The organism is Streptomyces sp. NBC_00239, from assembly GCF_036194065.1.
Classification (GTDB): Bacteria; Actinomycetota; Actinomycetes; order Streptomycetales; family Streptomycetaceae; genus Streptomyces.
In genome coordinates this window covers 6,116,499-6,137,925 of sequence record NZ_CP108095.1, presented here as the reverse complement: position 1 = coordinate 6,137,925, position 21,427 = coordinate 6,116,499, and the positions used below count along the sequence as shown (strand labels likewise).

Below are 21,427 nucleotides of genomic sequence, written 5' to 3'. Positions count from 1 at the left end.
GTGTCACTCACGAGGCGTCCCTAGTCGAGGATGAAGCGTTCCAGGTAGGCGGGGTTGGCGCGGTCGAGCATCGACTGCGAGCGGGCCCTGATCTGCCGGTCGCTGTGCTCGCTGGCCGGGAGCATCCAGAAGCGGTCGGCGCGGATGCCGTCCACGACGTGCTCGGCGACCTCCTCGACCGGGGTGAAGGCGATCTCCTGGCCGGCTTCCCTCATCGCGGCCTCCCACTGGTCGAGGCTGCGGTACGGGGTCCTGCGCGGCCGCTCCTTGGCGTACCGGTCGGGGCGGTTGCGGTGCGACTCCCACAGGCCGGTGCGCAGCATGTGCGGCCCGGGGAAGAGCACGGAGGCGCCGACGGAGGCGCCCTCCGCCCGCAGGTGGGCGTAGAGGGACTCGGTCATCGTGACCACGGCCGCCTTGGTGACGGCGTACACGGAGGCGGTGGGCAGGGGGGCGATGCCGCCGTCGCCGGAGGAGGTGTTGACGACGTGGCCGGGGGCGCCGCCGGCGATCATGCGGGGCACGAAGGCCTGGATGCCGTGGAAGACGCCCCAGACGTTGACGGAGAACGCCCACTTCCAGTCGTTGGGCTCGTGCTCCCACATCCGGCCCTCGGCGCCGGATCCGACGCCGGCGTTGTTGCACAGCACGTGGACCGCACCGAAGGCCCCGTACGCGGCGTCGGCGAGGGCGGTCACCGAGTCGCGGTCGCTGACGTCGACCACCCGGGCGAGCACCTCGGCGCCCTCGGCGGCGAGCTCCCCGGCGGCCTTGGCGAGGGCGCCCTCCTCGACGTCGGCGAGGACCACCTTGAGGCCCTCGGCGGCGAAGCGGCGGGCCATGGCCCGGCCGATGCCGCTCGCGGCTCCCGTGACCACGGCGACCTGTCCGGATTCGAGCCGCATCTCAGACGCTCCCTTCCGGGGGGCCGTCGAAGGCCTGCTGCGGGTCGTCGTAGCGCTGGTGGAGGTACGGGAGGAGGGCCTGCGCGCTGACCCGTTCGACGACCCGGCCCTGCTGGTCGGTGGTCTTCTCGCCGATGGTGATCTCGACGAGGCGGCGGACCGGGAGGTCGGCGACCGGGTCGAACATCGACTCGCGCAGGACCACGTCCCCGGTGACGTTCTCCAGCTTGCGGACCTTCTCGTTGCGCGTGCAGTGCACGAGCACCGGGTCGCCGTCGAAGCCGGAACCGTCAACCGCGGGAAGGAACTTGAAGTAGAAGTCGGTCTTCTGCACGGGCTCGGGGAGCGGCAGGGCGCGGTCCACGGCCCCGCGGACCTCCACGAAGGCGATGCCGTGCCGGGCCAGGGCCGCGCGCACCACCAGGCCGTCGCGCTCCACGGTGACCTCGCCGAGCTTCTTGGGCTCGCCGAAGACCTCGCGGCCGCCGGTCAGGGCCCGCTCCAGGGTCATCGGCATGACCAGCGGGTACCAGCCCTCGACCCCGCCGTGCCGGGCGGCGACGGCGACGGAGCCCGCGCCGAGCGGGTAGCCGGGCAGGTCGACCTTGCTGATGTTGGCCCGGACCAGGGGGCGTTCGGCGGGCTTGAGGGGCGGCGGCAGGACGGCCGCCACCACCTCGGGGTCGCTCTCCCACACGGCCACCACACCGGTGGACCAGATGTCGGGGAGCTTGGAACTCTTCGCGCGGGAGGCCGCGATCTCGGCCTCGGTGCGTGCGCCGTAGCGTACCCGTGCCATGGGTGTACCACCCTTCGTTGGGTTCGTCCCGGGGGTTCTGTAACACAGTTACACCGCCGCCGATGAAGGGTAAAGAGGCCTGCACGGACCAGAATTGACGAATCATCAGATTCCGGGGGACGGAATGACTCGAAGCGCGCTGACCCGCTCGGACGTGCTCGCGGCGGCCGCGTCCCTGGTCAGACAGCACGGGCCGGCGGCCCTGACCATGCGCAAACTGGCCGCCGAGCTCGGCACCGCCGTCACCTCCATCTACTGGCACGTCGGCAACCGCGAATCGCTGCTCGACGCGCTCGTGGAGCGGACCGTGACCGAGATGGGCGCGATCCGGCCGGCCGGCCGCACCCCCGCCGAGCGGATCGTGTCGGTGGCCCGGATGCTCCGCCGCGAGGTGCGCGACCGCCCGCACCTGATCGCGATGGTCCACGAACGCGGCCTGACCGAGCGGATGTTCCTGCCCGCCCAGCAGGCGCTGGTGCACGAGGTGCACGCGGCCGGGCTGCGCGGCAGCGCCGCGGCGGACGCCGTACGGGCGATCCAGTTCCAGATCGTGGGCTTCGTCCTGGTCGAGCGCAACCGCGAGCGCTCCCCCGCCCAGTCACCGGCCGAGGGCGACCTGTGGGACCCGGCCACCGCCCCCGAGGACCCGGCCCTGGCCCGCGCCCTGGCCCGTCCGGCCGACCCGGACCGCCTCTTCCTCCTGTCGGTCCGCGCCCTGGTCGCGTCACTGCTGCCGCCCGCCGGATGAAGCGGGCGTCGGGCACCTCGTACCGGCTGTTCCCCGGCCCGGTCGACGCCTGCGCCTCGCCGGCCCGCCTCACGGCCGGCGACCTGGTCGCCGAACTCGGCCGAGGCGCCCGCCCCGAGCCCGTCACCCTCCCGCACTCCCGGCCGGATCCGGGAGTGCGGGAGCGGGGTGTCGGTGCGGGCCCGTATTCTCTGTGACCATGCTCGACGACCGTACGACCGCAGAGACGACGTGGCCCGCCGCGTACCCGCAGGGGTACGCGGTGGTCGACGTGGAGACCACCGGGCTCGCTCGCGACGACCGGATAGTGTCCGCCGCCGTCTACCGGCTCGACGCGCAGGGCAACGTGGAGGACCACTGGTACACCCTGGTCAACCCGCAGCGTGACCCCGGTCCCGTCTGGATCCACGGCCTCACCAGCGACATGCTCGACGGCGCGCCCCTCTTCCAGGACATCGCCGAGGAGTTCGCCGGCCGCCTCGCGGACCGGGTGCTCGTCGCGCACAACGCTATGTTCGACTGGCAGATGATCGCCCGGGAGTACGCCCGGGCGGCGACCGCCGCGCCGGTCCGTCAGCGGCTGTGCACCATCGCCCTGTCGAAGGAGCTCCGGCTGCCGCTGCCCAACCACAAGCTGGAGTCGCTGGCCGCGCACTTCGGGGTCGTGCAGCAGCGCGCGCACCACGCGCTCGACGACGCCCGGGTGCTCGCCGAGGCGTTCCGGCCCTCGCTGCACGCCGCCGCGCGCGACGGCGTACGGCTGCCGCTGCTGGAGTGCCGGCCGCTGACCGAGTGGTCGGACTCCCCCGCCGCACCCCGCATCGGCTACCAGGCCTCGTACGGATCTTCGGGCGGCAGCTGGCGGCCCTCGCGCAAGCGGCCCCCGTGCCCGTACCCCAACCCGGGCCGGTACGAGGACGGCCGGCCGCTGCGGCAGGGCATGCGGATCGCCTTCTCGGGTGACACCTCGGTGGACCGGGAGCTCCTGGAGGACCGGGCCGTCGAGGCGGGGCTACACGTGGCCACGAGTGTGTCGCGGCTCACCAGCCTGCTGGTGACCAACGACCCGGACTCGGCGACGTCGAAGACGGTGAAGGCGAAGACGTTCGGCACGCCGGTCGTCGACGAGGCCGCCTTCACCCAGCTGCTGCGGGACGTGGCTGCGGCAGACGGGTGACCGTGGGGCGACGCGCCCGGCGCCCGCTCGCCCCCCGGTACCCCGCGGTCCCACCCTGTGGCGCATGGCACGTTGTGAGGTCTGCGGAAACGATTACGGCATGTCCTTCGAGGTGCACGCGCAGGGCGCGGTGCACGTCTTCGACTGCTTCTCCTGCGCCATCCACCGCATGGCGCCCATCTGCGAGCACTGCCGGGTCCAGATCATCGGCCAGGGCGTCGAGGTCGATGGCCAGTGGTTCTGCGGCGGGCACTGCGCCCGCGCGGAGGGGGAGGTGGGCATCGTCGACCACGTCTGACCCCCGCCGTCCGGCTCCCCGTCGTCCGCACGCCCGGGCGCCCGCAGACCGGGCCCCGGGCGTTCGCGTACCCGCGTGGCCGCACGGCCGCGGTGTCCGGGCGGGTGGGGCACCCCCGCGGCCGGGGCCCGGACCGCTGCGGGTACCGTCGACGGCGTGTACCGCTTTGTGCTGACCCGGCAGTGGGTGTTCCTCACCCTCTTCGCCCTCGCCCTCATCCCCGGGATGATCAGACTGGGCTTCTGGCAGTTCCACCGCCACGAGCACCGGGTCGCGCAGAACGAGCTGATCGCCGGCAGCCTCGCCGCGAAGCCGGTCCCGGTGACCGACCTCGCCGCCCCCGGCCGCGAGGTACCGCGCGCCGACTACTGGCGGACCGTCACCGCCACCGGCCGCTACGACGGCGCCCACGAGGTCGTGGTGCGCATGCGGACCTCCGCCGACGACAAGGTCGGCTTCCACGTCGTGACCCCGCTGGTGCTGCCCGACGGCCGCGCCGTGCTCGTCAACCGGGGCTGGGTGGCGAGCGGCGGCGACGTACGCGCCTACCCGCCGGTGCCCGCCGCCCCCCGCGGCGAGGTCACGGTGACCGGTCGCCTCAAGGCCGACGAGACCAGCGCCGGCAGCGGCATCAAGGACCGCAAGGGCCTGCCCGACCGCCAGGTGATGCTCATCAACAGCGAGCAGCAGGCGGCCGCCCTGAAGCGGCCGGTGCTCGGCGGCTACCTGGAGCTGACCGCGCCGGTCCCGGCCGGCGACAGCCCCGAGCCGGTCCCCGAGCCCGACCACGACTCGATCGGCCCGCACATGGCGTACGCGGTCCAGTGGTGGCTGTTCGCCGCCGCCGTCCCGGTGGGCTGGGTGGTGCTGGTGCGCCGCGAGAAGCGCGACCGCGACGAGGCGGCCGCCCGGGCCGCCGCGACGGCGGCGGCCCTGGCCGCGGACGGCCCGGAACCCGAGCCCGCCACCGCGTAGCGTGTGACGCATGGATCTTGGACTGAGAGACCGCGTCTACGTCGTCACCGGAGCCGGCCGCGGGCTGGGCCTCGCCGCCGCGCGCGAACTGGCCGCCGACGGCGCGAAGGTCGTCGTGAGCGGGCGGGACGAGCAGCGGATCACGGCAGCCGCCGCCGCGATCGGCCCGAACGCCGTCGGCGTGAGCGCCGACAACGCCGACCCGCAGACCGCGCACCGGCTGATCGCCACCGCGCGGGAGCACTTCGGCCGCTTCGACGGCATCCTCGTCAGCGTCGGCGGCCCGCCGCCCGGCTTCGCCGCCGACAACACGGACGCGCAGTGGACGGCGTCCTTCGAGTCGGTGTTCCTGGGCGCGGTGCGGCTGGCCCGGGCGGCGGCGGCCGAGCTGGACGAGGGCGGCGTCATCGGCTTCGTGCTGTCCGGTTCGGTGCACGAGCCGATCCCCGGGCTGACCATCTCGAACGGGCTGCGGCCCGGCCTCGCCGGGTTCGCGAAGTCCCTCGCGGACGAACTGGGCCCTCAGGGCATCCGGGTGGTCGGCCTGCTGCCGGCGCGGATCGACACCGACCGGGTGCGGGAGCTGGACGCGCTGTCCGGCGACGCCGAGGCGGCCCGTGTCGCCAACGAGTCCCGCATCCCGCTGCGCCGGTACGGCACTGCCGAGGAGTTCGGCCGCACCGCCGCCTTCCTGCTGTCGCCGGCCGCCTCGTACCTGACCGGTGTGATGCTCCCGGTCGACGGCGGCTCCCGGCACGGCTTCTGAGCCGGCTCTGCGGCCCGGCGTCTCCGTCCCGGCGGCCCCCGTCCCGGCGGCTCCGTCCCCGCGGCTCCGTCCCCGCGGCTCCGTCCCCGCGGCTCCGTCCCCGCGGCTCCGTCCCCGCGGCTCCATCCCCGCGGCCCCCGTCCCGGCGGCTCCATCCCCGCGGCTCCATCCCGGCCGGTGGGCTGATCGCCGGCCGGGACCCCGTCAGGTGACGCGCCGGGCGTGGTGGGACGCCACCTGGAGGCGGGCCTCCGCCGGCAGGTCGGCCAGCCCCGCCGAGGCGCGGGCGTGCGCCAGCACCTCGTCGGCCAGTCCGGCCAGCGCGTCGGCGGGCACGGCGTGCGGCGCGAGCCGCATCCGCACCCGGGCCCGCGGCGCGCCGCGCCGCCCGTGCAGGGTGACCTGGCAGTGCGCCACCCCGTCCAGCGCCGCGGCCTCCGCGGTCAGCGCCGCTTCCAGGGCGTGGCCGCGGAGCACCGCCCCGGCGCCGTCGCCGGTGTCGACGAGGACCGCGGCGAGCCGGGACCGCCGCAGCTGCGCGAGCAGCCACCACAGTGCGAGGAGCACCAGCACGGCGAGGGTGGCGATGACCGCCGGCCACCACCATCCGTGCTCCTGCCACCGCGTGCGTTCGGCGTCGCCGAGCAGCACGTCGTGCCGTCCCTCGTAGGGCCGGAATCCGGTCAGCAGGACCGTGCCGAGCGCGGTCAGCACGAGCCCGGCGAGCCCGAGCAGGATCCGGTTGACGGTCCCCAGCATGCGCGTCACCCCTTCCGGGCCGGTCGGGTGACCCGTACGTGCAGGCGCGGTGCGTGGGCGAGGCCCAGTTCGTCGACGGCCACCGCCAGCACCGTGTCGAGTTCGGTGCGTACGTCGTCCAGTTCGCGGAAGTGCGAGGAGACGCCGACCCGGATGCGGGCGCGGCCCACGGTGACCTTGACGGCCTGCACCCCGGAGACCTCCATCGCCCGGTCCCGCACGATCAGCCCGGCCGCCTTGCGGGTCAGCCCGGCCCGCACCGACGCGTCGGGGCTGCGCATGGTCAGGACGTGGCGCAGTCCCGGGGTCAGCGCCAGGACGAGCAGCAGGACGCCGAGGAGGACCAGGACGACGGCGGCGGTGACCGTCCCGGGGTCGTCGAGGGTGTGGCCGGCCAGCCGGTCGGCGAGCGCCCGGCGCCATTGCATGCCGGGCCGGTCGAGGCGCACGGCGGTGACGTCGTACAGGAGGAGCGCGGCGGCACCGAGTACGACGGCGGCGGTGAGGGCCGCGGGCACGCGGCGGGCCGAGCGGAACCGGCCGGCCCGAGCGGGCGGCGGAGCCGGTCCGGCGGGTGCGGGACCGGCCGGGGTCGCGTCTGCCGGGGCGGGGCCGGCGGGCGCGCCGCTCACCGGAGCCGGGCCCGGGCGCCCGGGCGGGTCTGGAGGGAGTGCAGCCGCTCCACGTCGATGTCGACCTCGGGTACGGCCATCCCGGCGAGTTCCTCGATGCGGTCGGCGACGCGCCGGCGGACGGCGGCGCACTGGGCGCCGAGGTCGCCGGGGTAGCCGAGTTCGAGGGTGATGCGGACCCGGGCGATGTCGTGGTGGACGGTGACCGAGGCGTGCGGCGGCGCCGCCTCGGGCTGCGGTGCCCCGAGGGCCTCGCGGGCCGCCTGGGCGGCGATCCGGGCGACCACCCGGTCCGCGATCCGGGTGGCCCCGCGGTCCGCGGGGGCGAGGCGGACGGTCCTGGAGGACCGGGGCGCGGGCGACGTCATCCGGTCACCGCCGCCGGTCGTCGCGCGAGCGGAAGAAATCGCCCGGTTCCAGGTCGCCGTCGAAGAACCTGCCGGCGACGAATCCGACGGCGCCGAGCGCCGCCACCAGCAGGAAGGCTCCGAAGCCGCCGAAGTACCCGGCGAACCCGAGTGCCATCCCGGCGGCCATTCCGGTCACGGCCATGCTCATCGCGCGCTCCTCTCGCCACCACGCGCCTACTGGATCCGGGTCTCCGGCTCGTCGTCGGGCTCGTCGGGCAGCTTGACGTCGGTGACCGCGATGTTGACCTCGACGACTTCGAGGCCGGTCATGCGCTCCACCGCCGAGACGACGTTCTCACGGACGGCCCGGGCGACCTCGGTGATCGACACGCCGTAGTCGATGACGATCTCCAGGTCGAGGGCCGTCTGGACCTCTCCCACCTCGGCCTTCACCCCGCGCGATACGGACTTGCCGCCACCGCCGCCGGGCACCCGGTCGCGTACGGCGCCGAACGTGCGGGACAGCCCGCTGCCCATGGCGTGCACGCCGAGCACCTCGCGGGCGGCCAGGCCCGCGATCTTCTCCACCACGCCGTCCGCGATGGTGGTGCGGCCGCGTTCGGCCGCGGGGAGGGTCTTGCCCCCGGTCACGCTGGTCTTGCTCCCGGTCACGCTTTCGGTCATCGTCTGTGTCCCTTCGGGCGTACGGGGCTCCTCGACCACGGTAAGCGCGCGCACCCGGTGGCGCTTGGGGGACGCCTCCCCCGGTGGGACGCGCGCGGCGCGGCAGGGCGGGACGCCTGGCTCCTTCCCGGCCGGGCGGGCTCTCATGCCGGTGGGGGCCGAACGTGGCGTGGGGGGCCGGGCGGGTGCCCGGCCCCCCACGGGAGCACACGGTGTCGTCCTGGCGCGGACGGGTCGGTCAGTCGGAGATGCCGGCCAGGTCGCGCAGGCGGCGGGCCTGGGCGGCGCGCTCGGCGGCGCGCTGTTCCTCGTACCCGCGCGTGGCGGCGCCGCGCAGCAGGGCCTTCGTCTCGACGACGGCGTCCCGGGGCGCGGCGAGGAGGGCGGCGGTGAGGTCCTTCACCGCGCCGGTGAGTTCGGGGGCGGGCACGACGAGGTTGGCCAGGCCGATCCGCTCGGCCTCCGCCGCGTGGACGAAGCGGCCGGTCGCGCAGATCTCCAGGGCGCGCGCGTACCCCACGAGGGAGACGAGCGGATGGGTTCCGGTCAGGTCCGGCACCAGGCCCAGGCTCGTCTCACGCATGGCGAACTGCACGTCCTCGGCCACGACCCGCAGGTCGCAGGCGAGGGCCAGCTGGAAGCCGGCCCCGATGGCATGGCCCTGTACCGCGGCGATGGTGATGATGTCGTTGCGCCGCCACCAGGTGAATGCCTCCTGGTATTCGGCGATCGTCGCGTCCAGTGTTTCGTCGGAACCGCGTGCCAGATCAAGGAAGGACGGCTCTCCCTCGAAGCCCTCGGGGGTGAACCCCTGCCGGTCGAGCCCCGCGGAGAAGGACTGTCCTTCGCCGCTGAGGACGACGACCCGCACGCTGCCCGGCAGCGACCGCCCGGCCTCCGTCAACGCCCGCCAGAGCGCGGGGGATTGAGCGTTTCGCTTGGCCGGATTGGTCAGTGTCACCGTGGCGACCGTGTCTTCGACGGTGAGCCGTACGCCGTCCTTGTCGAGCAGAGCCATCATCGCCTCCGGGGAGAGCAGCCGAGTCATAAGTGACTGCACAGTAACCACCCAGTCGACCTCTCGGCCGACCGGGGGTCACGAAGGTGATGACGGTGATGATCCTCGGCGTGGCCCGGATCAGGCCGCGGCCGCCTTCTTGCCGCGCGTCGCGCCACCGCGACCTCGCAGCGTGACTCCGGACTCGCTGAGCATCCGGTGGACGAATCCATAGGAGCGGCCCGTTTCCTCGGCCAGCGCCCGGATGCTCGCACCGGAGTCGTACTTCTTCTTCAGGTCTGCCGCGAGCTTGTCGCGCGCAGCGCCGGTTACCCGGCTGCCCTTCTTCAGAGTCTCGGCCACCCGTGCCTCCTCATGGGAAGTGCGCTCTGGTGCTTCTCATGATCACCCCTCTCGGCCTTCCTGGCCACCCATTCGACAAGGTCCGTCGGGCCGCATTTTTCGCGGACGGTCCGGCGGGCCTGCGGAGGGAGCCCTCCGGCGGCGGGAATCGGCAGGTCAGAACGGCCAAAGGATCAACGCGAAGCCCCGGTCGCGCCCCCTCGGGGACACGGCCGGGGCCGGTGTACAGCACGCAGCGGTACGAGACCGTCTCACTCAGATGATGGATCACCCATGGGCCGAATGATCCAGAACGCCGTGGATCACCCGCCGCGCGGCCTCAGGCCAGCGCCACCAGGTCCTTGTAGTCGGGGCCCCACAGGTCCTCGACGCCGTCCGGGAGCAGGATGATGCGCTCCGGCTCCAGGGCGTCGACCGCGCCCTCGTCGTGCGTGACGAGGATGACGGCGCCCTTGTACGTGCGCAGCGCGCCGAGGATCTCCTCGCGGCTGGCGGGGTCGAGGTTGTTGGTGGGCTCGTCGAGGAGGAGCACGTTGGCGGAGGAGACGACCAGGGTGGCCAGGGCCAGCCGGGTCTTCTCGCCGCCGGAGAGCACGCCCGCAGGCTTGTCCACGTCGTCGCCGGAGAACAGGAACGAGCCGAGGGTCTTGCGGACCTCGACCAGGTCCAGGTCGGGGGCGGCCGAGCGCATGTTCTCCAGGACGGTGCGCTCCGGGTCCAGGGTCTCGTGCTCCTGGGCGTAGTAGCCGAGCTTGAGGCCGTGGCCGGGGGTGACCTCGCCGGTGTCCGGCTTCTCGGTGCCGGAGAGCAGCCGCAGCAGGGTGGTCTTGCCGGCGCCGTTGAGGCCGAGGATGACGACGCGGGAGCCCTTGTCGATGGCCAGGTCGACGTCGGTGAAGATCTCCAGGGAGCCGTACGACTTGGACAGGCCCTCTGCGGTGAGCGGGGTCTTGCCGCAGGGCGCGGGGTCCGGGAAGCGCAGCTTGGCGACCTTGTCGGAGACGCGGACCGCCTCCAGGCCGGAGAGCAGCCGCTCGGCGCGCTTGGCCATGTTCTGCGCGGCCACGGTCTTGGTGGCCTTGGCGCGCATCTTGTCGGCCTGCGAGTTGAGGGCGGCGGCCTTCTTCTCGGCGTTCTGGCGCTCGCGCTTGCGGCGCTTCTCGTCGGCCTCGCGCTGCTGCTGGTAGAGCTTCCAGCCCATGTTGTAGACGTCGATCTGGGAGCGGTTCGCGTCGAGGTAGAAGACCTTGTTGACGACGGTCTCGACCAGGTCGACGTCGTGGGAGATCACGATGAAGCCGCCGCGGTACGTCTTGAGGTAGTCGCGCAGCCAGACGATCGAGTCGGCGTCGAGGTGGTTGGTGGGCTCGTCGAGGAGCAGCGTGTCGGCGTCCGAGAAGAGGATCCGGGCGAGCTCGACGCGGCGGCGCTGACCACCGGAGAGGGTGTGCAGCGGCTGGCCGAGCACCCGGTCGGGCAGGCCGAGGGCGGCCGAGATGGTGGCGGCCTCGGACTCGGCCGCGTACCCGCCCTTGGTGAGGAACTCGGTCTCCTGGCGCTCGTACTGGCGCAGGGCCTTCTCGCGGGTGGCGCCGGCGCCGGTGGCGATGCGCTCCTCGTTCATCCGCATCTTCTTGATCAGTACGTCGAGCCCGCGCGCGGAGAGGATCCGGTCGCGGGCGAGTACGTCGAGGTCGCCGGTGCGCGGGTCCTGCGGGAGGTAGCCGACCTCGCCGGAGCGGGCGATGCTGCCGGCGGCCGGCTGCCCCTCGCCCGCGAGGCACTTGGTGAGCGTGGTCTTGCCGGCGCCGTTGCGGCCGACGAGGCCGATGCGGTCGCCCTTGGCGACGCGGAAGGACGCGGACTCGATGAGGACGCGGGCGCCGGCGCGCAGCTCGATGCCGGTGGCGGTGATCACGGAAATACTCCAGGGCGGTATGGACGGCGGAAGGACAGCGCTGCTCGCGCCTTTGAGGCAGGGCGCGATTCTTCGACGCCGCTAATGCACAAGGAGATGTGACATGAGGACCAGTCTAACGGGGGTGCGCAACTACTTTCCGGGGCTGTGAGTGGCCTCACCCGGGCGCTCGTTGCCCAGCGGCCTGCGGTGCGGGCCGACTCGGCCGAGGGAGTCGACGGCGATCACGCCGTCCGTCCACGACGCGTCCGGTCCGGTGCAGGGCCGGGCGATCAGCAGGACGGCGCCCAGGCGGGCCTGCCGGGCCGGGTCGTGGGCGCAGCCGGGCGGGGCGGTGGCGATCCAGCGCAGGTCGCCGTCGGCGGTGCGGAACGCGGCGATCCGGGCGGGGGTGACGACGGCGATCATGCGGGCCGCCGGGTCCAGGGGCTGGAGCACGCCGGCCGGGTCGGCGGGCAGGCCGGGCACGGCCCGGTGCCAGCGGACCGTGCCGTCGGCGGGTGCGGTGTCGGTGACCAGGCCGTCGTCCCAGAGGGTGAGGGCGTGGCCGGGGTGGGACCGGACGACGAGCGGGCGGCGGCCGTCCCGGCGGTACGTCCACACCGGCGGGCCGCCGGCGGGCGGGCGGCCCTCGACGGCGTCGCCGTGCAGGCGGGGTACGGGGTCGGGGACGGTTCCGAGGACGGGGGCGGCGGCGGGCCCGGGGGCGCCGGCGGTGGCGGGCCGGGGGGTGAGGCGGTCCCCGAAGGGGGCGGGGCCGGCGTGCCGGGCGGCGGCGCCCGCCAGCGGCAGGGCAAGGAGGGCGAGGGCCAGGGCCAGGCCCGGCGGCGGGAGGGCACGGCGGATCCGGCGGCGCCGGCGGCCGGGCGGGGGGCTGGTCACGGGCCCCGGATCCTAGCGGCGCGGGGGGCCGGGGGGCGGGCACCGGGGGCGGTGGTCCCCCGTTCGGCCCTCGCCCAGCGCCGGAGGGGAGGGTACGCACCAGGATGAAGGGGTCGGTGTTCGACGCGGGACGACGAGGGTGGTGCGGGATGCAGTTCGACGACGACGCCAACCTGGACACGTCGGAGGTCCAGGATGTGCGGGGCAGCCGCATCCCCGGCGGCAAGGCCACCGTCGGCGGTGGCATCGCCGCCCTGATCGCGCTGGTGCTGGGACTGCTCTTCGGGGTGGGTCCGGAGCAGCTGGGGCTGTCGTCGGGGGACGATCCGCCGGCCGCGAGCGCGTCCTCGGCGGCGCAGGTGCAGACGGCCTGCCGGACCGGGGCGGACGCCAACAGACGGGAGGACTGCCGGATGGTGGCGGTGGTCAACAGCGCGCAGGACTTCTGGCGGCAGGAGTTCGGCCGGCGCGGCGGCCGGTACTCGCCCGCGCAGACGGTGTTCTTCACCGGCCGCGTGGGCACGGCGTGCGGTTCGGCGACCTCGGCGGTGGGCCCGTTCTACTGCCCCGCCGACCACAAGGTCTACCTGGACCTCGGGTTCTTCGAAGAGCTGCGGACCAAGTTCGGGGCCAGCGGCGGCCCGTTCGCGCAGGCGTACGTGGTCGCGCACGAATACGGGCACCACATCCAGAACCTGACGGGCACTCTGCAGAAGGCGCAGGACGGCCGGCAGGGCGCGAACAGCAACGCGGTCAAGGTGGAGCTGCAGGCCGACTGCTACGCGGGGGTGTGGGCGCGCAACGCCACCCGGACTCCGGACGAGACCACGGGCCGGCCGCTGATCACGACCCTGACGGACGAGGACATCAACGACGGGCTGAGCGCGGCGGCGGCGGTCGGCGACGACCGGATCCAGGAGAAGTTCCAGGGCCGGGTGAGCCCCGAGTCGTGGACGCACGGCTCGGCCGAACAGCGCCGGCAGTGGTTCTACGAGGGGTACCGGACCGGCGACATGGCCCGGTGCAACACCTTCCGCTGAGCGCCACGACCGCCTGCCACACTGTGGCGCGGGTCACGTTACGAGAGGGAGTGATCGTCATGGCAGGCGTTCCGTCCATCTGTCCGACACTGCTCTACAGCGACGCGGCGGCGGCCATCCAGCAGCTGACGGAAGCGTTCGGTTTCACCCGGGTCGCTGTGTACGAGGGTGACGACGGCAGCGTGATGCACGCGGAGCTGGCGTACGGGAACGGCGTGGTGATGCTCGGCAGCAAGGGCCGCGGCGGGGTCTTCGACTCGGCGATGGCGGGCGCCGGGCCCGCGGGGGTCTACGTGGTGGTGGAGGACGTGGACGCGCACCACGCGCGGGCCGTGGAACACGGCGTGGAGATCGTGACGCCGCCCACCGACCAGGACTACGGCTCCCGCGACTACCTCGCCCGCGACCCGGAAGGCAACCTCTGGAGCTTCGGCACGTACGCCCCCACCCTCTGACCCGCCCTCAGCCTGAGCGGGCCGATCCAGCCTCGCCGGCGAGGCTGGAAGTTGCTCCTCGGGCGGCCTGCGAGGCTGAAGGGGAGGTGGGCGGCGGGGTCATTCGCCGCCGGTGTGGACCTGGAAGGCGGCTCGGCGGAGGGCTTTGGCCAGGGCCGGGTCGGGGTGTGCGGCCGCCAGGGCGATGAGCACCTGGACGGTACGCGGATGCCCGACGGCCCGCACCTCGTCCAGCAGCCGCGGCACCGTCGTCCGCACCGCCGAATCCAGATGCCGCACCAACAGCTCCGCCTCGCCGTGGTCGGCGACGGCCGCAGCCGTGTCCACCCACAACCAGGTGCTCTCCTCCCGGGTCAACGCGTCCTGCGCGTCCTCGGGATCGGCGCCGTCGTGCTCCGCCAGCCACAGCAGCGCGTACGGCCGCAGGGCGGATTCCCCGGCCGCGGCCCGCACCTCGGGCTCGGCGGGGGCGCCGACCACCCGGAGCGCCTCGAAGGCCAGGCCCCGTACGAGCGCGTCCTCGCCGCGCGCGGCCTGGAGGAGTTCGGTGACGGCGCTGCCGACCGGCCGGGCCGCGAGCCAGGCCCGGTACTCGGCGCGCGCCGGACCGGGCGTGAGCCGGGCGCAGCCGCGGAGCATCGCGGCGGCGGACTGTTCGATGTTGCCGGCGGGGCTCTGCGCGGCGACGCAGATCTGCTCCAGCTTGACCCAGACCGCCCAGCTGCCGAGCGGTGTGAGGGTGGCTCGGGCGGGGCCGAGGGTGAGCGCGTCGACGGCGCCGAGGCAGCCGAGGGCCCAGCGCAGCAGCCGGGCGAGGGAGGCGGCGTCCGGGGAGGGCGCCGTCTCGGGGGTGCCGTAGGGGACTTCGCAGCGCTCGTCGCGGAGTTCGGCGACGCGCTGGCCGAGCATGTCGAGCAGGGCGGGCACGGTGACCGGGCCGGCGGAGAGCTGGAGGAGGGAGAGCAGCTGCGGCATCGCCTCGACCACCTCGGCGACGGCGGCGGGTGCGATGCCGTCGGGCGCGGGGTGGATGAGGGACCAGGCGTCGAAGACGGCGACCCAGCCGCGGAGCACGGCGGAGTCGTCGCGGTCCCAGGCGTGCAGCCGCCAGCCGGGGCGGGCGCTGCCGCCGTGCACCTCGACGAGGCCGGAGAGGCGGGCGCGGTCCCAGCCGACGCGGACCTGGCCGGACGTCAGGCCCAGTTCGGCGGCGGCCTGTTCGACGTCGGCGTCGGAGAGCAGCGGTCGCGGCCCGGTGTATCCGGTGCCGGCCGCGTTCGCGGTGCGCCGCTCGGCCCAGCGGGCCAGTCTGGCGGCGTCGGAGAGTGAAGCCCTGACGCGTTGTGCGAGTTCGGCCGGGCCGGGGGTTCCCTCGGGCGGCCGGGGCGCGGGCCGGGTTCGCCGGTTCGTCACCGCCGTACGTGCCGTGGTGATGGAACGCGGCGAGACGAGTCGGAGTCTGGAGTCGCGAGCCAACTGCTCATCAGGCTTTCGGGACGTCACGAGGAGCAGTCTCGCCCGTCCTCGGCCGAAAGCCCAAACGGAACCGGTCGTTACCGCTGGTGGCAGAGGGTACAGATCGGGACAAGACGACCGGCTCCGGCGTGACTCCGCCGGTTCTCCGGCGCTCCGGGGCGCCGTCACCCCCACGGCGGACCCTTCCGTCACATCAGGCACACCACACCCGCCGGTCACGTCAAGAGGATGCGGCCGACGTCACATCAAAGGGGTGAGGAAGCGTCGCAGCGCCTCTTCGTACGCGGCGGGCGAGGCGTTCCACATCGCGCCGTGCGGGGCGTCGGCGACGGGGTGCAGGGAGACGAGTCCGGGGCGGCTCGCGGCCAGCTCCCGGGAGAGCCCCCAGGGGGCGAAGGTGTCGCCGGGCCCGTGGAAGATCAGGACGGGGACCCGCAGCCCGGCCGGGTCGGCGGCCTCGGGCAGCCGGTCGCCGCGCAGCCCGGCCCGGCCCTCGGCGGCCCGGATCGCCAGCGGGAGCAGCGGGCCGGGGGTGCGGCGGGCGGCGGCGAGGGCGCGCAGGGTGAGGTGCCAGTCGAGGACGGGCGAGTCGAGTACGAGTCCCGCGACGCGGTCGCGCAGGGCGGAGCGGGAGGCGGCGTGCAGGGCCATGGCGGCGCCGGTGGACCAGCCGTGCAGGACGACCCGCTCGGCGCCGAACCGCACGGCGTAGCGGATCGCGGCGTCCAGGTCCCGCCATTCCGATTCGCCGAGGTGGCAGAGGCCGTCCGGGGAGGGCGGGGCGCCGAGGTCGTTGCGGTAGGCGAGGTCGAGGACCGGCATCCGCTGCGCGTGCAGGAAGGGCATGAGGTTCATGGCGTGCTCGCGGGTGGCGCCGAGGCCGTGCACGGTGATCACCCAGGTGCGGCGGGCGCCGGGCAGGAACCAGGCGGGCAGCGCGCCGAGCTCGCCGGGCACGTCCACGTCGGCGTGGTCGAGGCCGAGGGCGGTGCGCGGGTTGCCGCGGTACAGCTGAGGGGTGAGGCGGACCCGCAGGCCCGGGGTGAGCTCGCCGTGGGTGATCCGTTCGAGCCGGCGTACGACGGTGTCGGGGGCGTGCGGGGCCTCGCCGAGCACCGGCCCCACCACGGCGTGCACACCGGGCGCGTCGAGTCCGTAGACGCCGGGCAGCAGGGCGGGCAGGGCGCGGGTCAGCTCGACCCGTCCGGCGTCGGCGGAGTGGACGCTGAGCCGGGGGCTGCCGGGCAGGGGCTGTCCGGGGGCGGGCCGCAGGGCCGCGTCGCCGGCGTACCGGCCGGCGGCGACCGCGGCCGCGCCGGCGCCGATGAGGGTGGTGACGGCCGCGGCCGTCACTGTTGCGGTGCGCACCGCTCCAGTGTCGGGCGAGTGCGGCGGACCGGCCAGTTCGCAGGGTGATCTGGATCTCTTCGGGGTCCGGGCGCGGCCCGCCGTAACCGGCGGAAACCCTTCCGGTCTGCTTCCGTTTACGTGGCTCTGACGTGCGTAAATCGCAGCAGGCAGGAAAAATTCGGAGCAAATCGCCACGGTGGGGACCAGTCGGCCGTCGAGCCGGTACACCACTCCGACCGTGTCAGTTCATCTTCCGTTCACCCAGGTTGCCTACGGTCGCCGAGCCACTGACCTCAAACAGAAGCCTGGGTAAATGGAGCACATAACGCTTCTCCTCGGGATCGTGATCGTCACCGCTCTCGTGTTCGACTTCACGAACGGTTTTCACGACACTGCCAACGCGATGGCCACCACCATCTCGACTGGCGCTCTCAAGCCCAAGACGGCGGTGGCCATGTCCGCCGTGCTCAACCTCGTCGGCGCATTCCTGTCCGTGGAGGTCGCCAAGACGATCTCCAAGGGCCTGGTCAACGAAGAGGGCATCCAGCCTGAAGTGATCTTCGCGGCACTGGTCGGCGCGATCCTCTGGAATCTCGTCACCTGGCTGGTCGGCCTGCCGTCCAGCTCGTCGCACGCCCTGATGGGCGGCCTGATCGGTGCCGCGGTCGCTTCCGCCGGCATCGGAGCCGTCAACGGCGACGTCGTCGTCACCAAGGTGCTGATCCCCGCGATCGCCGCGCCGATCGTGGCCGGTGTGGCCGCGATGCTGGCCACCAAGGTCACGTACAAGGTCGGCGGCAAGGTGGGCGACAAGACGTCCGCCAAGGGCTACCGGGCCGGGCAGATCGCCTCGGCCGGTCTCGTCTCCCTCGCGCACGGCACCAACGACGCGCAGAAGACGATGGGCATCATCACCCTGGCACTCGTCGCCGGCGGCGCCATCGCGCCCGACGCGAACCCGCCGGTCTGGGTCATCGTCTCCGCCGGCATGGCGATCGCGCTCGGCACCTACCTCGGCGGCTGGCGCATCATCCGCACCATGGGCAAGGGCCTGACCGACCTGCAGCCGCAGCAGGGCTTCGCCGCCCAGACCTCGGCCGCGAGCGTCATCCTGGCCTCCTCGCACCTGGGCTTCTCGCTCTCCACCACCCACTCGTGCTCCGGCGCGGTGATGGGTGCCGGCCTCGGCCGCAAGGGCGGCGTGGTCCGCTGGTCCACCGCCACCCGCATGTTCGTCGCGTGGGGCCTGACCCTGCCGGCCGCCGCGCTGGTCTCCGCCGGCGCCGAGCTGGTCATGCGCACGGGCGACATCGGCATCGCCGCCGTCACCGCCTTCCTCGTGGCCTCCTGCTTCGCCATCTGGCGGATCTCGCGCCGCCAGGTCGTCGACCACCACAACGTGAACGAGGTCGACGAGGCCGCGGAGCAGCCCGGCGTCGTGACCACCGCCATCGCGGCCGTCACCCCGCCCCCGGCCGGCACCACCGCCGCCGTCACCGACGAGGACCTGAAGGCCACCATCCCGGCCCCGGCCCACGGCGAGACCCCGGCCGCTCCGGCCGCCGCGGTCTGACGCGGCCGGACCAGAACAGAGGATCAGCAGTATGAAGATCGACTGGGCAGCTCTCGGCTCCGTCTTCGGGGTCAGCCTCACCGCCACCGTGGTGCTCGTCACCCTCTTCACCCTCGGTCTCGTCGGCCTCTCCAAGCACGAGGCCGCCACCGAGCAGGGCGGCACCGCCGCCCTGGCCCGTACCGGCGCCTACGCCGCCTTCGCGCTGTGCGCGGCGGCCGTCGCCTACGGGATCTACCTGATCGTCATCTGACGACCGTCGCGAAGCTCCCCCGGAGGACGCCTCAGGGGGAGCTTTCGCGTACCCGCGCGGGCCCGTCGGCGCTCGGCCCGGGGCCGTCCGGCGCTCGCCCGAGGGTCCGCTGCGGGCCCGCTGCGGGCCTGCTGTGGGCCTGCTGTGGGCCTGCTGTGGGCCTGCGCACACTGTCCCGCCGCAGGTCAACGGCGAGTTGACGGGCCATCTCGCAGCGTGGTGGACTGCCCGAGCCAATACGGCGGCAGGAGAGGAAGTCCGGTGTGAATCCGGCGCGGTCCCGCCACTGTCACCGGGGAGCGCTCCCCCACCGTGCGTCACGGCCCCCCGCGGGCTGGAAGGCCGGGGGAAGCGTCGATCCGGGAGCCAGGAGACTCTCACCGCCGGTCACGTCGAACCAGGGCGCGGACCCTGAGTGAGGACATACCTGCCCATGCGTGCCGATCGCGTTTTCGCGTACGGCGCGGCGGCCGGGCTGATCGGCGACCGGATCCTGGGCGATCCGCGCCGTGGGCACCCCGTCGCCGCCTTCGGCCGTGCCGCCGCCGCCGTGGAACACGTCCTGTGGAAGGACGACCCCCGCCGGCAGCGCGGCCGCGGAGCCCTGCACACCCTGCTCTGCGCCGGGGGCGCGGCCGCCCTGGGCGCGCTCGGCTCCCGGGCCGTGCGGACCGCCCCCGCCCCCCTACGGATCGCCCTGACCGCCGCCGCCACCTGGACCGTCGTCGGCGGCACCTCGCTGGGCCGGGAGGCCCGTGCCATCGGCGGGGCGCTCGCCGCCGGCGACGCCGACGTGGCCCGGGAGCGGCTCCCCCACCTGTGCGGGCGCGACCCGCACTCCCTCGACGAGCAGCAGATCGCCCGGGCCGTGGTGGAGTCCGTCGCCGAGAACACCTCGGACGCCGTGGTCGGCGCGCTCGTGTGGGGCGCCGTCGCGGGCGTCCCCGGGCTGCTCGCCTTCCGCGCCGTGAACACGCTGGACGCGATGGTCGGGCACAAGTCCCCCCGTTACCTGCGCTACGGCTGGGCCTCGGCGCGCCTGGACGACGTGGCCGGCTGGCCGGGCGCCCGGCTCACCGCGGCCGCGGCCGTCCTCGCGGGTCCGGACCGTCGGGGGGCGGTCCGGGCCTGGCGTGCCGATGCCGCCAAACACCCCAGCCCCAACGCCGGCCCGGTGGAGTCGTCGTTCGCCGGCGCGCTGGGCGTGCGGATGGGCGGCACCCTCGCGTACGCGGGCCGCGTCGAGCACCGCCCGGTCCTGAACGGGGCGGCGGGGCGGCCGGTCCGGGCCGCCGACATCGAACGGGCGGTACGGCTCTCCCGCCGGGTGACCTGGCTGGCGCTGGGCGCCTGCGTGGCGGGCCGCTCGCTCGTCTCCTCGTACGTACGGAAGGGACGCCGATGAGCGGGGCACTGGGGGGCGGACTGCTGGTGGCCGGCACCACCTCGGACGCGGGCAAGAGCGTGGTCACCGCGGGCATCTGCCGCTGGCTGGCCCGCCAGGGGGTGAAGGTGGCCCCGTTCAAGGCGCAGAACATGTCCCTGAACTCCTTCGTGACGCGCGAGGGCGCCGAGATCGGCCGGGCCCAGGCCATGCAGGCCCAGGCGGCCCGGGTGGAGCCGACCGCGCTGATGAACCCGGTGCTGCTCAAGCCCGGCAGCGACCGCAGCAGCCAGGTGGTGCTGCTGGGCAAGCCGGTGGGCGAGATGAGCGCGCGGGGGTTCTTCGGCGGTCCCGCGGGGACGGCCGGACCGGCCACGCCCGGCGGCCGGGAGCAGCTGCTGGGCGTGGTCACGGACTGCCTGGCGCAGTTGCGGGGCACGTATGACGCCGTGATCTGCGAAGGCGCCGGCAGTCCGGCCGAGATCAACCTGCGGCGCACCGACATCGTCAACATGGGGATCGCGCGGGCCGCCCGCTTCCCCGTCGTCGTGGTCGGCGACATCGACCGCGGCGGGGTCTTCGCCTCCTTCTTCGGAACCACCGCGCTGCTGGGCGCCGCCGACCAGGAACTGGTCGCGGGCTACCTCGTCAACAAGTTCCGCGGCGACGTCTCGCTGCTGGAGCCGGGCCTGGAGATGCTGCGCGGCCTCACCGGCCGCGCCACCTTCGGGGTGCTGCCGTTCCAGCACGGGCTGGGCATCGACGAGGAGGACGGGCTGCGGGTCTCGCTGCGCGGCGCCGTCCGCGAGTCGGTGGTGGCGCCGCCGGTCGGCGAGGACGTCCTGCGGATCGCGGTCTGCGCCGTCCCGCTGATGTCGAACTTCACGGACGTGGACGCGCTGGCCGCGGAACCCGGCGTGGTGGTGCGGTTCGTGGACCGGGCCGAGGAACTGGCCGACGCCGACCTGGTGGTCGTGCCCGGCACCCGCGGCACGGTGAAGGCCCTGGAGTGGCTGCGCGAGCGCGGTCTCGCCGCGGCGCTGGCCCGGCGGGCCGCCGAGGGGCGCCCGGTGCTGGGGATCTGCGGCGGCTTCCAGGCGCTGGGCGAACTGATCGAGGACGACGTGGAGTCGCGGGCGGGCACCGTCGAGGGCCTCGGACTGCTTCCGGTCCGGGTCCGCTTCGCCGCGGAGAAGACCCTCGCACGCCCGGTGGGCAGTGCCCTCGGCGAGCGCGTCGAGGGCTACGAGATCCACCACGGGGTGGCCGAGGTGCTCGGCGGAACTCCCTTCCTGGACGGCTGCCGGGTGGGCGAGGTGTGGGGCACCCACTGGCACGGATCGCTGGAGAGCGACGGCTTCCGCCGGGCGTTCCTGCGGGAGGTCGCGCGGGCCGCCGGGCGGCGGTTCACCCCGGCCCCGGACACCTCCTTCGGAACCCTGCGCGAGGAGCAGCTGGACCTGCTGGGCGACCTGATCGAGGAGCACGCCGACACGGACGCGCTGCTGCGGCTGATCGAGACGGGGGCCCCGGCGGGGCTGCCGTTCGTGCCGCCGGGTGCGCCGTGAGGGGCGCGGCCCTGCGGGGCGGTTCCCCTACCCGCCCCTTCCCGAAACCGGGCTCTGCCCGGACCCGCGCCTCGA

At 74.1% G+C, this 21,427-nt stretch carries 25 protein-coding genes and 1 riboswitch; of the genes, 12 read left to right on the top strand and 13 right to left on the bottom strand.

Annotated features, from left to right (window positions below):
• Positions 1-20 precede the first annotated feature (20 nt).
• Positions 21-905, bottom strand: a complete 885-nt coding sequence (locus tag OG764_RS26985; RefSeq protein WP_328971019.1) for an SDR family NAD(P)-dependent oxidoreductase — start codon at positions 903-905, stop codon at positions 21-23.
• A gap of 1 nt (position 906) precedes the next feature.
• Positions 907-1,704 carry an acetoacetate decarboxylase family protein gene (locus OG764_RS26980; protein WP_328971018.1) on the bottom strand — a complete coding sequence of 266 codons (798 nt, stop codon included), beginning with the start codon at positions 1,702-1,704 and terminating at the stop codon, positions 907-909.
• 124 nt (positions 1,705-1,828) lie between these two features.
• Here OG764_RS26980 and OG764_RS26975 point away from each other — a divergent pair, with 124 nt between their 5' ends.
• The 6 genes from OG764_RS26975 to OG764_RS26950 all read left to right on the top strand — a co-directional run bounded on the left by OG764_RS26975 (position 1,829) and on the right by OG764_RS26950 (position 5,668).
• On the top strand, positions 1,829-2,452 hold the full coding sequence (locus OG764_RS26975; protein ID WP_328971017.1) for a TetR/AcrR family transcriptional regulator: 624 nt from the start codon (positions 1,829-1,831) through the stop codon (positions 2,450-2,452).
• Entirely contained in the window at positions 2,449-2,649 is a 201-nt protein-coding gene (locus OG764_RS26970) for a hypothetical protein (RefSeq protein WP_328971016.1), read from the top strand. The genes OG764_RS26975 and OG764_RS26970 overlap by 4 nt, the downstream gene beginning before the upstream one ends.
• Positions 2,646-3,629: a DEDDh family exonuclease gene (locus OG764_RS26965; protein WP_328971015.1), complete on the top strand. Its 984-nt coding sequence runs from the start codon at positions 2,646-2,648 to the stop codon at positions 3,627-3,629. The genes OG764_RS26970 and OG764_RS26965 overlap by 4 nt, the downstream gene beginning before the upstream one ends.
• 64 nt (positions 3,630-3,693) lie before the next feature.
• Positions 3,694-3,927, top strand: a complete 234-nt coding sequence (locus OG764_RS26960) for a hypothetical protein (RefSeq protein ID WP_328971014.1) — start codon at positions 3,694-3,696, stop codon at positions 3,925-3,927.
• A gap of 156 nt (positions 3,928-4,083) precedes the next feature.
• Positions 4,084-4,902, top strand: a complete 819-nt coding sequence (locus tag OG764_RS26955; protein ID WP_328971013.1) for an SURF1 family cytochrome oxidase biogenesis protein — start codon at positions 4,084-4,086, stop codon at positions 4,900-4,902.
• A gap of 10 nt (positions 4,903-4,912) precedes the next feature.
• The gene (locus tag OG764_RS26950; RefSeq protein ID WP_328971012.1) at positions 4,913-5,668 is read left to right on the top strand and encodes an SDR family oxidoreductase; all 756 of its coding nucleotides are present in this window, start codon (positions 4,913-4,915) and stop codon (positions 5,666-5,668) included.
• A gap of 204 nt (positions 5,669-5,872) precedes the next feature.
• Here the strand turns inward: OG764_RS26950 and amaP are convergent, their stop codons facing one another.
• The 9 genes from amaP to OG764_RS26905 form a co-directional block, all read right to left on the bottom strand.
• On the bottom strand, positions 5,873-6,436 hold the full coding sequence (gene amaP / locus OG764_RS26945; protein ID WP_443056058.1) for an alkaline shock response membrane anchor protein AmaP: 564 nt from the start codon (positions 6,434-6,436) through the stop codon (positions 5,873-5,875).
• Complete coding sequence (locus OG764_RS26940) at positions 6,433-7,059, bottom strand: DUF6286 domain-containing protein (RefSeq protein ID WP_443056057.1); 627 nt, start codon at positions 7,057-7,059, stop codon at positions 6,433-6,435. The genes amaP and OG764_RS26940 overlap by 4 nt, the downstream gene beginning before the upstream one ends.
• Positions 7,056-7,427 (bottom strand): Asp23/Gls24 family envelope stress response protein, encoded by a 372-nt coding sequence (locus tag OG764_RS26935; protein ID WP_328971009.1) that lies wholly within the window; start codon positions 7,425-7,427, stop codon positions 7,056-7,058. The genes OG764_RS26940 and OG764_RS26935 overlap by 4 nt, the downstream gene beginning before the upstream one ends.
• Positions 7,428-7,431: 4 nt before the next feature.
• The gene (locus OG764_RS26930; RefSeq protein WP_328971008.1) at positions 7,432-7,617 is read right to left on the bottom strand and encodes a hypothetical protein; all 186 of its coding nucleotides are present in this window, start codon (positions 7,615-7,617) and stop codon (positions 7,432-7,434) included.
• Between the two features lie 26 nt (positions 7,618-7,643).
• A complete protein-coding gene (locus OG764_RS26925) occupies positions 7,644-8,093 on the bottom strand; it encodes an Asp23/Gls24 family envelope stress response protein (RefSeq protein ID WP_328971007.1) in 450 nt (149 codons plus the stop codon).
• A gap of 238 nt (positions 8,094-8,331) precedes the next feature.
• Positions 8,332-9,111, bottom strand: coding sequence for an enoyl-CoA hydratase/isomerase family protein (locus OG764_RS26920; protein WP_328973188.1), 780 nt, complete (start codon positions 9,109-9,111; stop codon positions 8,332-8,334).
• Positions 9,112-9,231: 120 nt separating this feature from the next.
• Positions 9,232-9,453 carry a helix-turn-helix domain-containing protein gene (locus tag OG764_RS26915; RefSeq protein WP_007263382.1) on the bottom strand — a complete coding sequence of 74 codons (222 nt, stop codon included), beginning with the start codon at positions 9,451-9,453 and terminating at the stop codon, positions 9,232-9,234.
• Positions 9,454-9,772: 319 nt separating this feature from the next.
• Complete coding sequence (locus tag OG764_RS26910) at positions 9,773-11,371, bottom strand: ABC-F family ATP-binding cassette domain-containing protein (protein ID WP_328971006.1); 1,599 nt, start codon at positions 11,369-11,371, stop codon at positions 9,773-9,775.
• A 132-nt stretch (positions 11,372-11,503) separates the two neighbouring features.
• Positions 11,504-12,253 carry a hypothetical protein gene (locus OG764_RS26905; RefSeq protein WP_328971005.1) on the bottom strand — a complete coding sequence of 250 codons (750 nt, stop codon included), beginning with the start codon at positions 12,251-12,253 and terminating at the stop codon, positions 11,504-11,506.
• Between the two features lie 149 nt (positions 12,254-12,402).
• Here OG764_RS26905 and ypfJ point away from each other — a divergent pair, with 149 nt between their 5' ends.
• Entirely contained in the window at positions 12,403-13,293 is an 891-nt protein-coding gene (ypfJ, locus tag OG764_RS26900; protein ID WP_328971004.1) for a KPN_02809 family neutral zinc metallopeptidase, read from the top strand.
• A 59-nt stretch (positions 13,294-13,352) separates the two neighbouring features.
• The gene (locus OG764_RS26895) at positions 13,353-13,748 is read left to right on the top strand and encodes a VOC family protein (RefSeq protein WP_328971003.1); all 396 of its coding nucleotides are present in this window, start codon (positions 13,353-13,355) and stop codon (positions 13,746-13,748) included.
• Between the two features lie 99 nt (positions 13,749-13,847).
• Here OG764_RS26895 and OG764_RS26890 read toward each other — a convergent pair whose 3' ends face one another.
• A complete protein-coding gene (locus OG764_RS26890) occupies positions 13,848-15,251 on the bottom strand; it encodes a hypothetical protein (RefSeq protein ID WP_443056056.1) in 1,404 nt (467 codons plus the stop codon).
• Positions 15,252-15,464: 213 nt separating this feature from the next.
• Positions 15,465-16,592, bottom strand: a complete 1,128-nt coding sequence (locus OG764_RS26885; RefSeq protein WP_328971002.1) for an alpha/beta hydrolase — start codon at positions 16,590-16,592, stop codon at positions 15,465-15,467.
• A 295-nt stretch (positions 16,593-16,887) separates the two neighbouring features.
• Here OG764_RS26885 and OG764_RS26880 point away from each other — a divergent pair, with 295 nt between their 5' ends.
• From OG764_RS26880 to OG764_RS26865, 4 genes are all read left to right on the top strand, one after another.
• Positions 16,888-18,147 carry an inorganic phosphate transporter gene (locus OG764_RS26880; protein WP_328971001.1) on the top strand — a complete coding sequence of 420 codons (1,260 nt, stop codon included), beginning with the start codon at positions 16,888-16,890 and terminating at the stop codon, positions 18,145-18,147.
• A gap of 31 nt (positions 18,148-18,178) precedes the next feature.
• Complete coding sequence (locus OG764_RS26875) at positions 18,179-18,400, top strand: hypothetical protein (protein ID WP_328971000.1); 222 nt, start codon at positions 18,179-18,181, stop codon at positions 18,398-18,400.
• A 251-nt stretch (positions 18,401-18,651) separates the two neighbouring features.
• A riboswitch (cobalamin riboswitch) is annotated at positions 18,652-18,776 on the top strand.
• A gap of 57 nt (positions 18,777-18,833) precedes the next feature.
• Positions 18,834-19,805, top strand: a complete 972-nt coding sequence (locus tag OG764_RS26870; RefSeq protein WP_328970999.1) for a cobalamin biosynthesis protein — start codon at positions 18,834-18,836, stop codon at positions 19,803-19,805.
• Positions 19,802-21,352, top strand: a complete 1,551-nt coding sequence (locus tag OG764_RS26865; RefSeq protein WP_328970998.1) for a cobyric acid synthase — start codon at positions 19,802-19,804, stop codon at positions 21,350-21,352. The genes OG764_RS26870 and OG764_RS26865 overlap by 4 nt, the downstream gene beginning before the upstream one ends.
• The last annotated feature ends 75 nt before the right edge of the window (positions 21,353-21,427 follow it).

What these genes read in the sequence shown, in the direction of transcription:
- OG764_RS26920 (WP_328973188.1), bottom strand. Translation starts at nt 9,111, where the DNA reads ATGGCTCTGCTCGACAAGGACGGCGTACGGCTCACCGTCGAAGACACG.
- OG764_RS26970 (WP_328971016.1), top strand. Translation starts at nt 2,449, where the DNA reads ATGAAGCGGGCGTCGGGCACCTCGTACCGGCTGTTCCCCGGCCCGGTC.
- OG764_RS26985 (WP_328971019.1), bottom strand. Translation starts at nt 905, where the DNA reads ATGCGGCTCGAATCCGGACAGGTCGCCGTGGTCACGGGAGCCGCGAGC.
- OG764_RS26895 (WP_328971003.1), top strand. Translation starts at nt 13,353, where the DNA reads ATGGCAGGCGTTCCGTCCATCTGTCCGACACTGCTCTACAGCGACGCG.
- OG764_RS26925 (WP_328971007.1), bottom strand. Translation starts at nt 8,093, where the DNA reads ATGACCGAAAGCGTGACCGGGAGCAAGACCAGCGTGACCGGGGGCAAG.
- OG764_RS26880 (WP_328971001.1), top strand. Translation starts at nt 16,888, where the DNA reads ATGGAGCACATAACGCTTCTCCTCGGGATCGTGATCGTCACCGCTCTC.
- OG764_RS26960 (WP_328971014.1), top strand. Translation starts at nt 3,694, where the DNA reads ATGGCACGTTGTGAGGTCTGCGGAAACGATTACGGCATGTCCTTCGAG.
- OG764_RS26975 (WP_328971017.1), top strand. Translation starts at nt 1,829, where the DNA reads ATGACTCGAAGCGCGCTGACCCGCTCGGACGTGCTCGCGGCGGCCGCG.
- OG764_RS26935 (WP_328971009.1), bottom strand. Translation starts at nt 7,427, where the DNA reads ATGACGTCGCCCGCGCCCCGGTCCTCCAGGACCGTCCGCCTCGCCCCC.
- OG764_RS26930 (WP_328971008.1), bottom strand. Translation starts at nt 7,617, where the DNA reads ATGAGCATGGCCGTGACCGGAATGGCCGCCGGGATGGCACTCGGGTTC.
- OG764_RS26865 (WP_328970998.1), top strand. Translation starts at nt 19,802, where the DNA reads ATGAGCGGGGCACTGGGGGGCGGACTGCTGGTGGCCGGCACCACCTCG.
- OG764_RS26980 (WP_328971018.1), bottom strand. Translation starts at nt 1,704, where the DNA reads ATGGCACGGGTACGCTACGGCGCACGCACCGAGGCCGAGATCGCGGCC.
- ypfJ (WP_328971004.1), top strand. Translation starts at nt 12,403, where the DNA reads ATGCAGTTCGACGACGACGCCAACCTGGACACGTCGGAGGTCCAGGAT.
- OG764_RS26870 (WP_328970999.1), top strand. Translation starts at nt 18,834, where the DNA reads ATGCGTGCCGATCGCGTTTTCGCGTACGGCGCGGCGGCCGGGCTGATC.
- OG764_RS26875 (WP_328971000.1), top strand. Translation starts at nt 18,179, where the DNA reads ATGAAGATCGACTGGGCAGCTCTCGGCTCCGTCTTCGGGGTCAGCCTC.
- OG764_RS26950 (WP_328971012.1), top strand. Translation starts at nt 4,913, where the DNA reads ATGGATCTTGGACTGAGAGACCGCGTCTACGTCGTCACCGGAGCCGGC.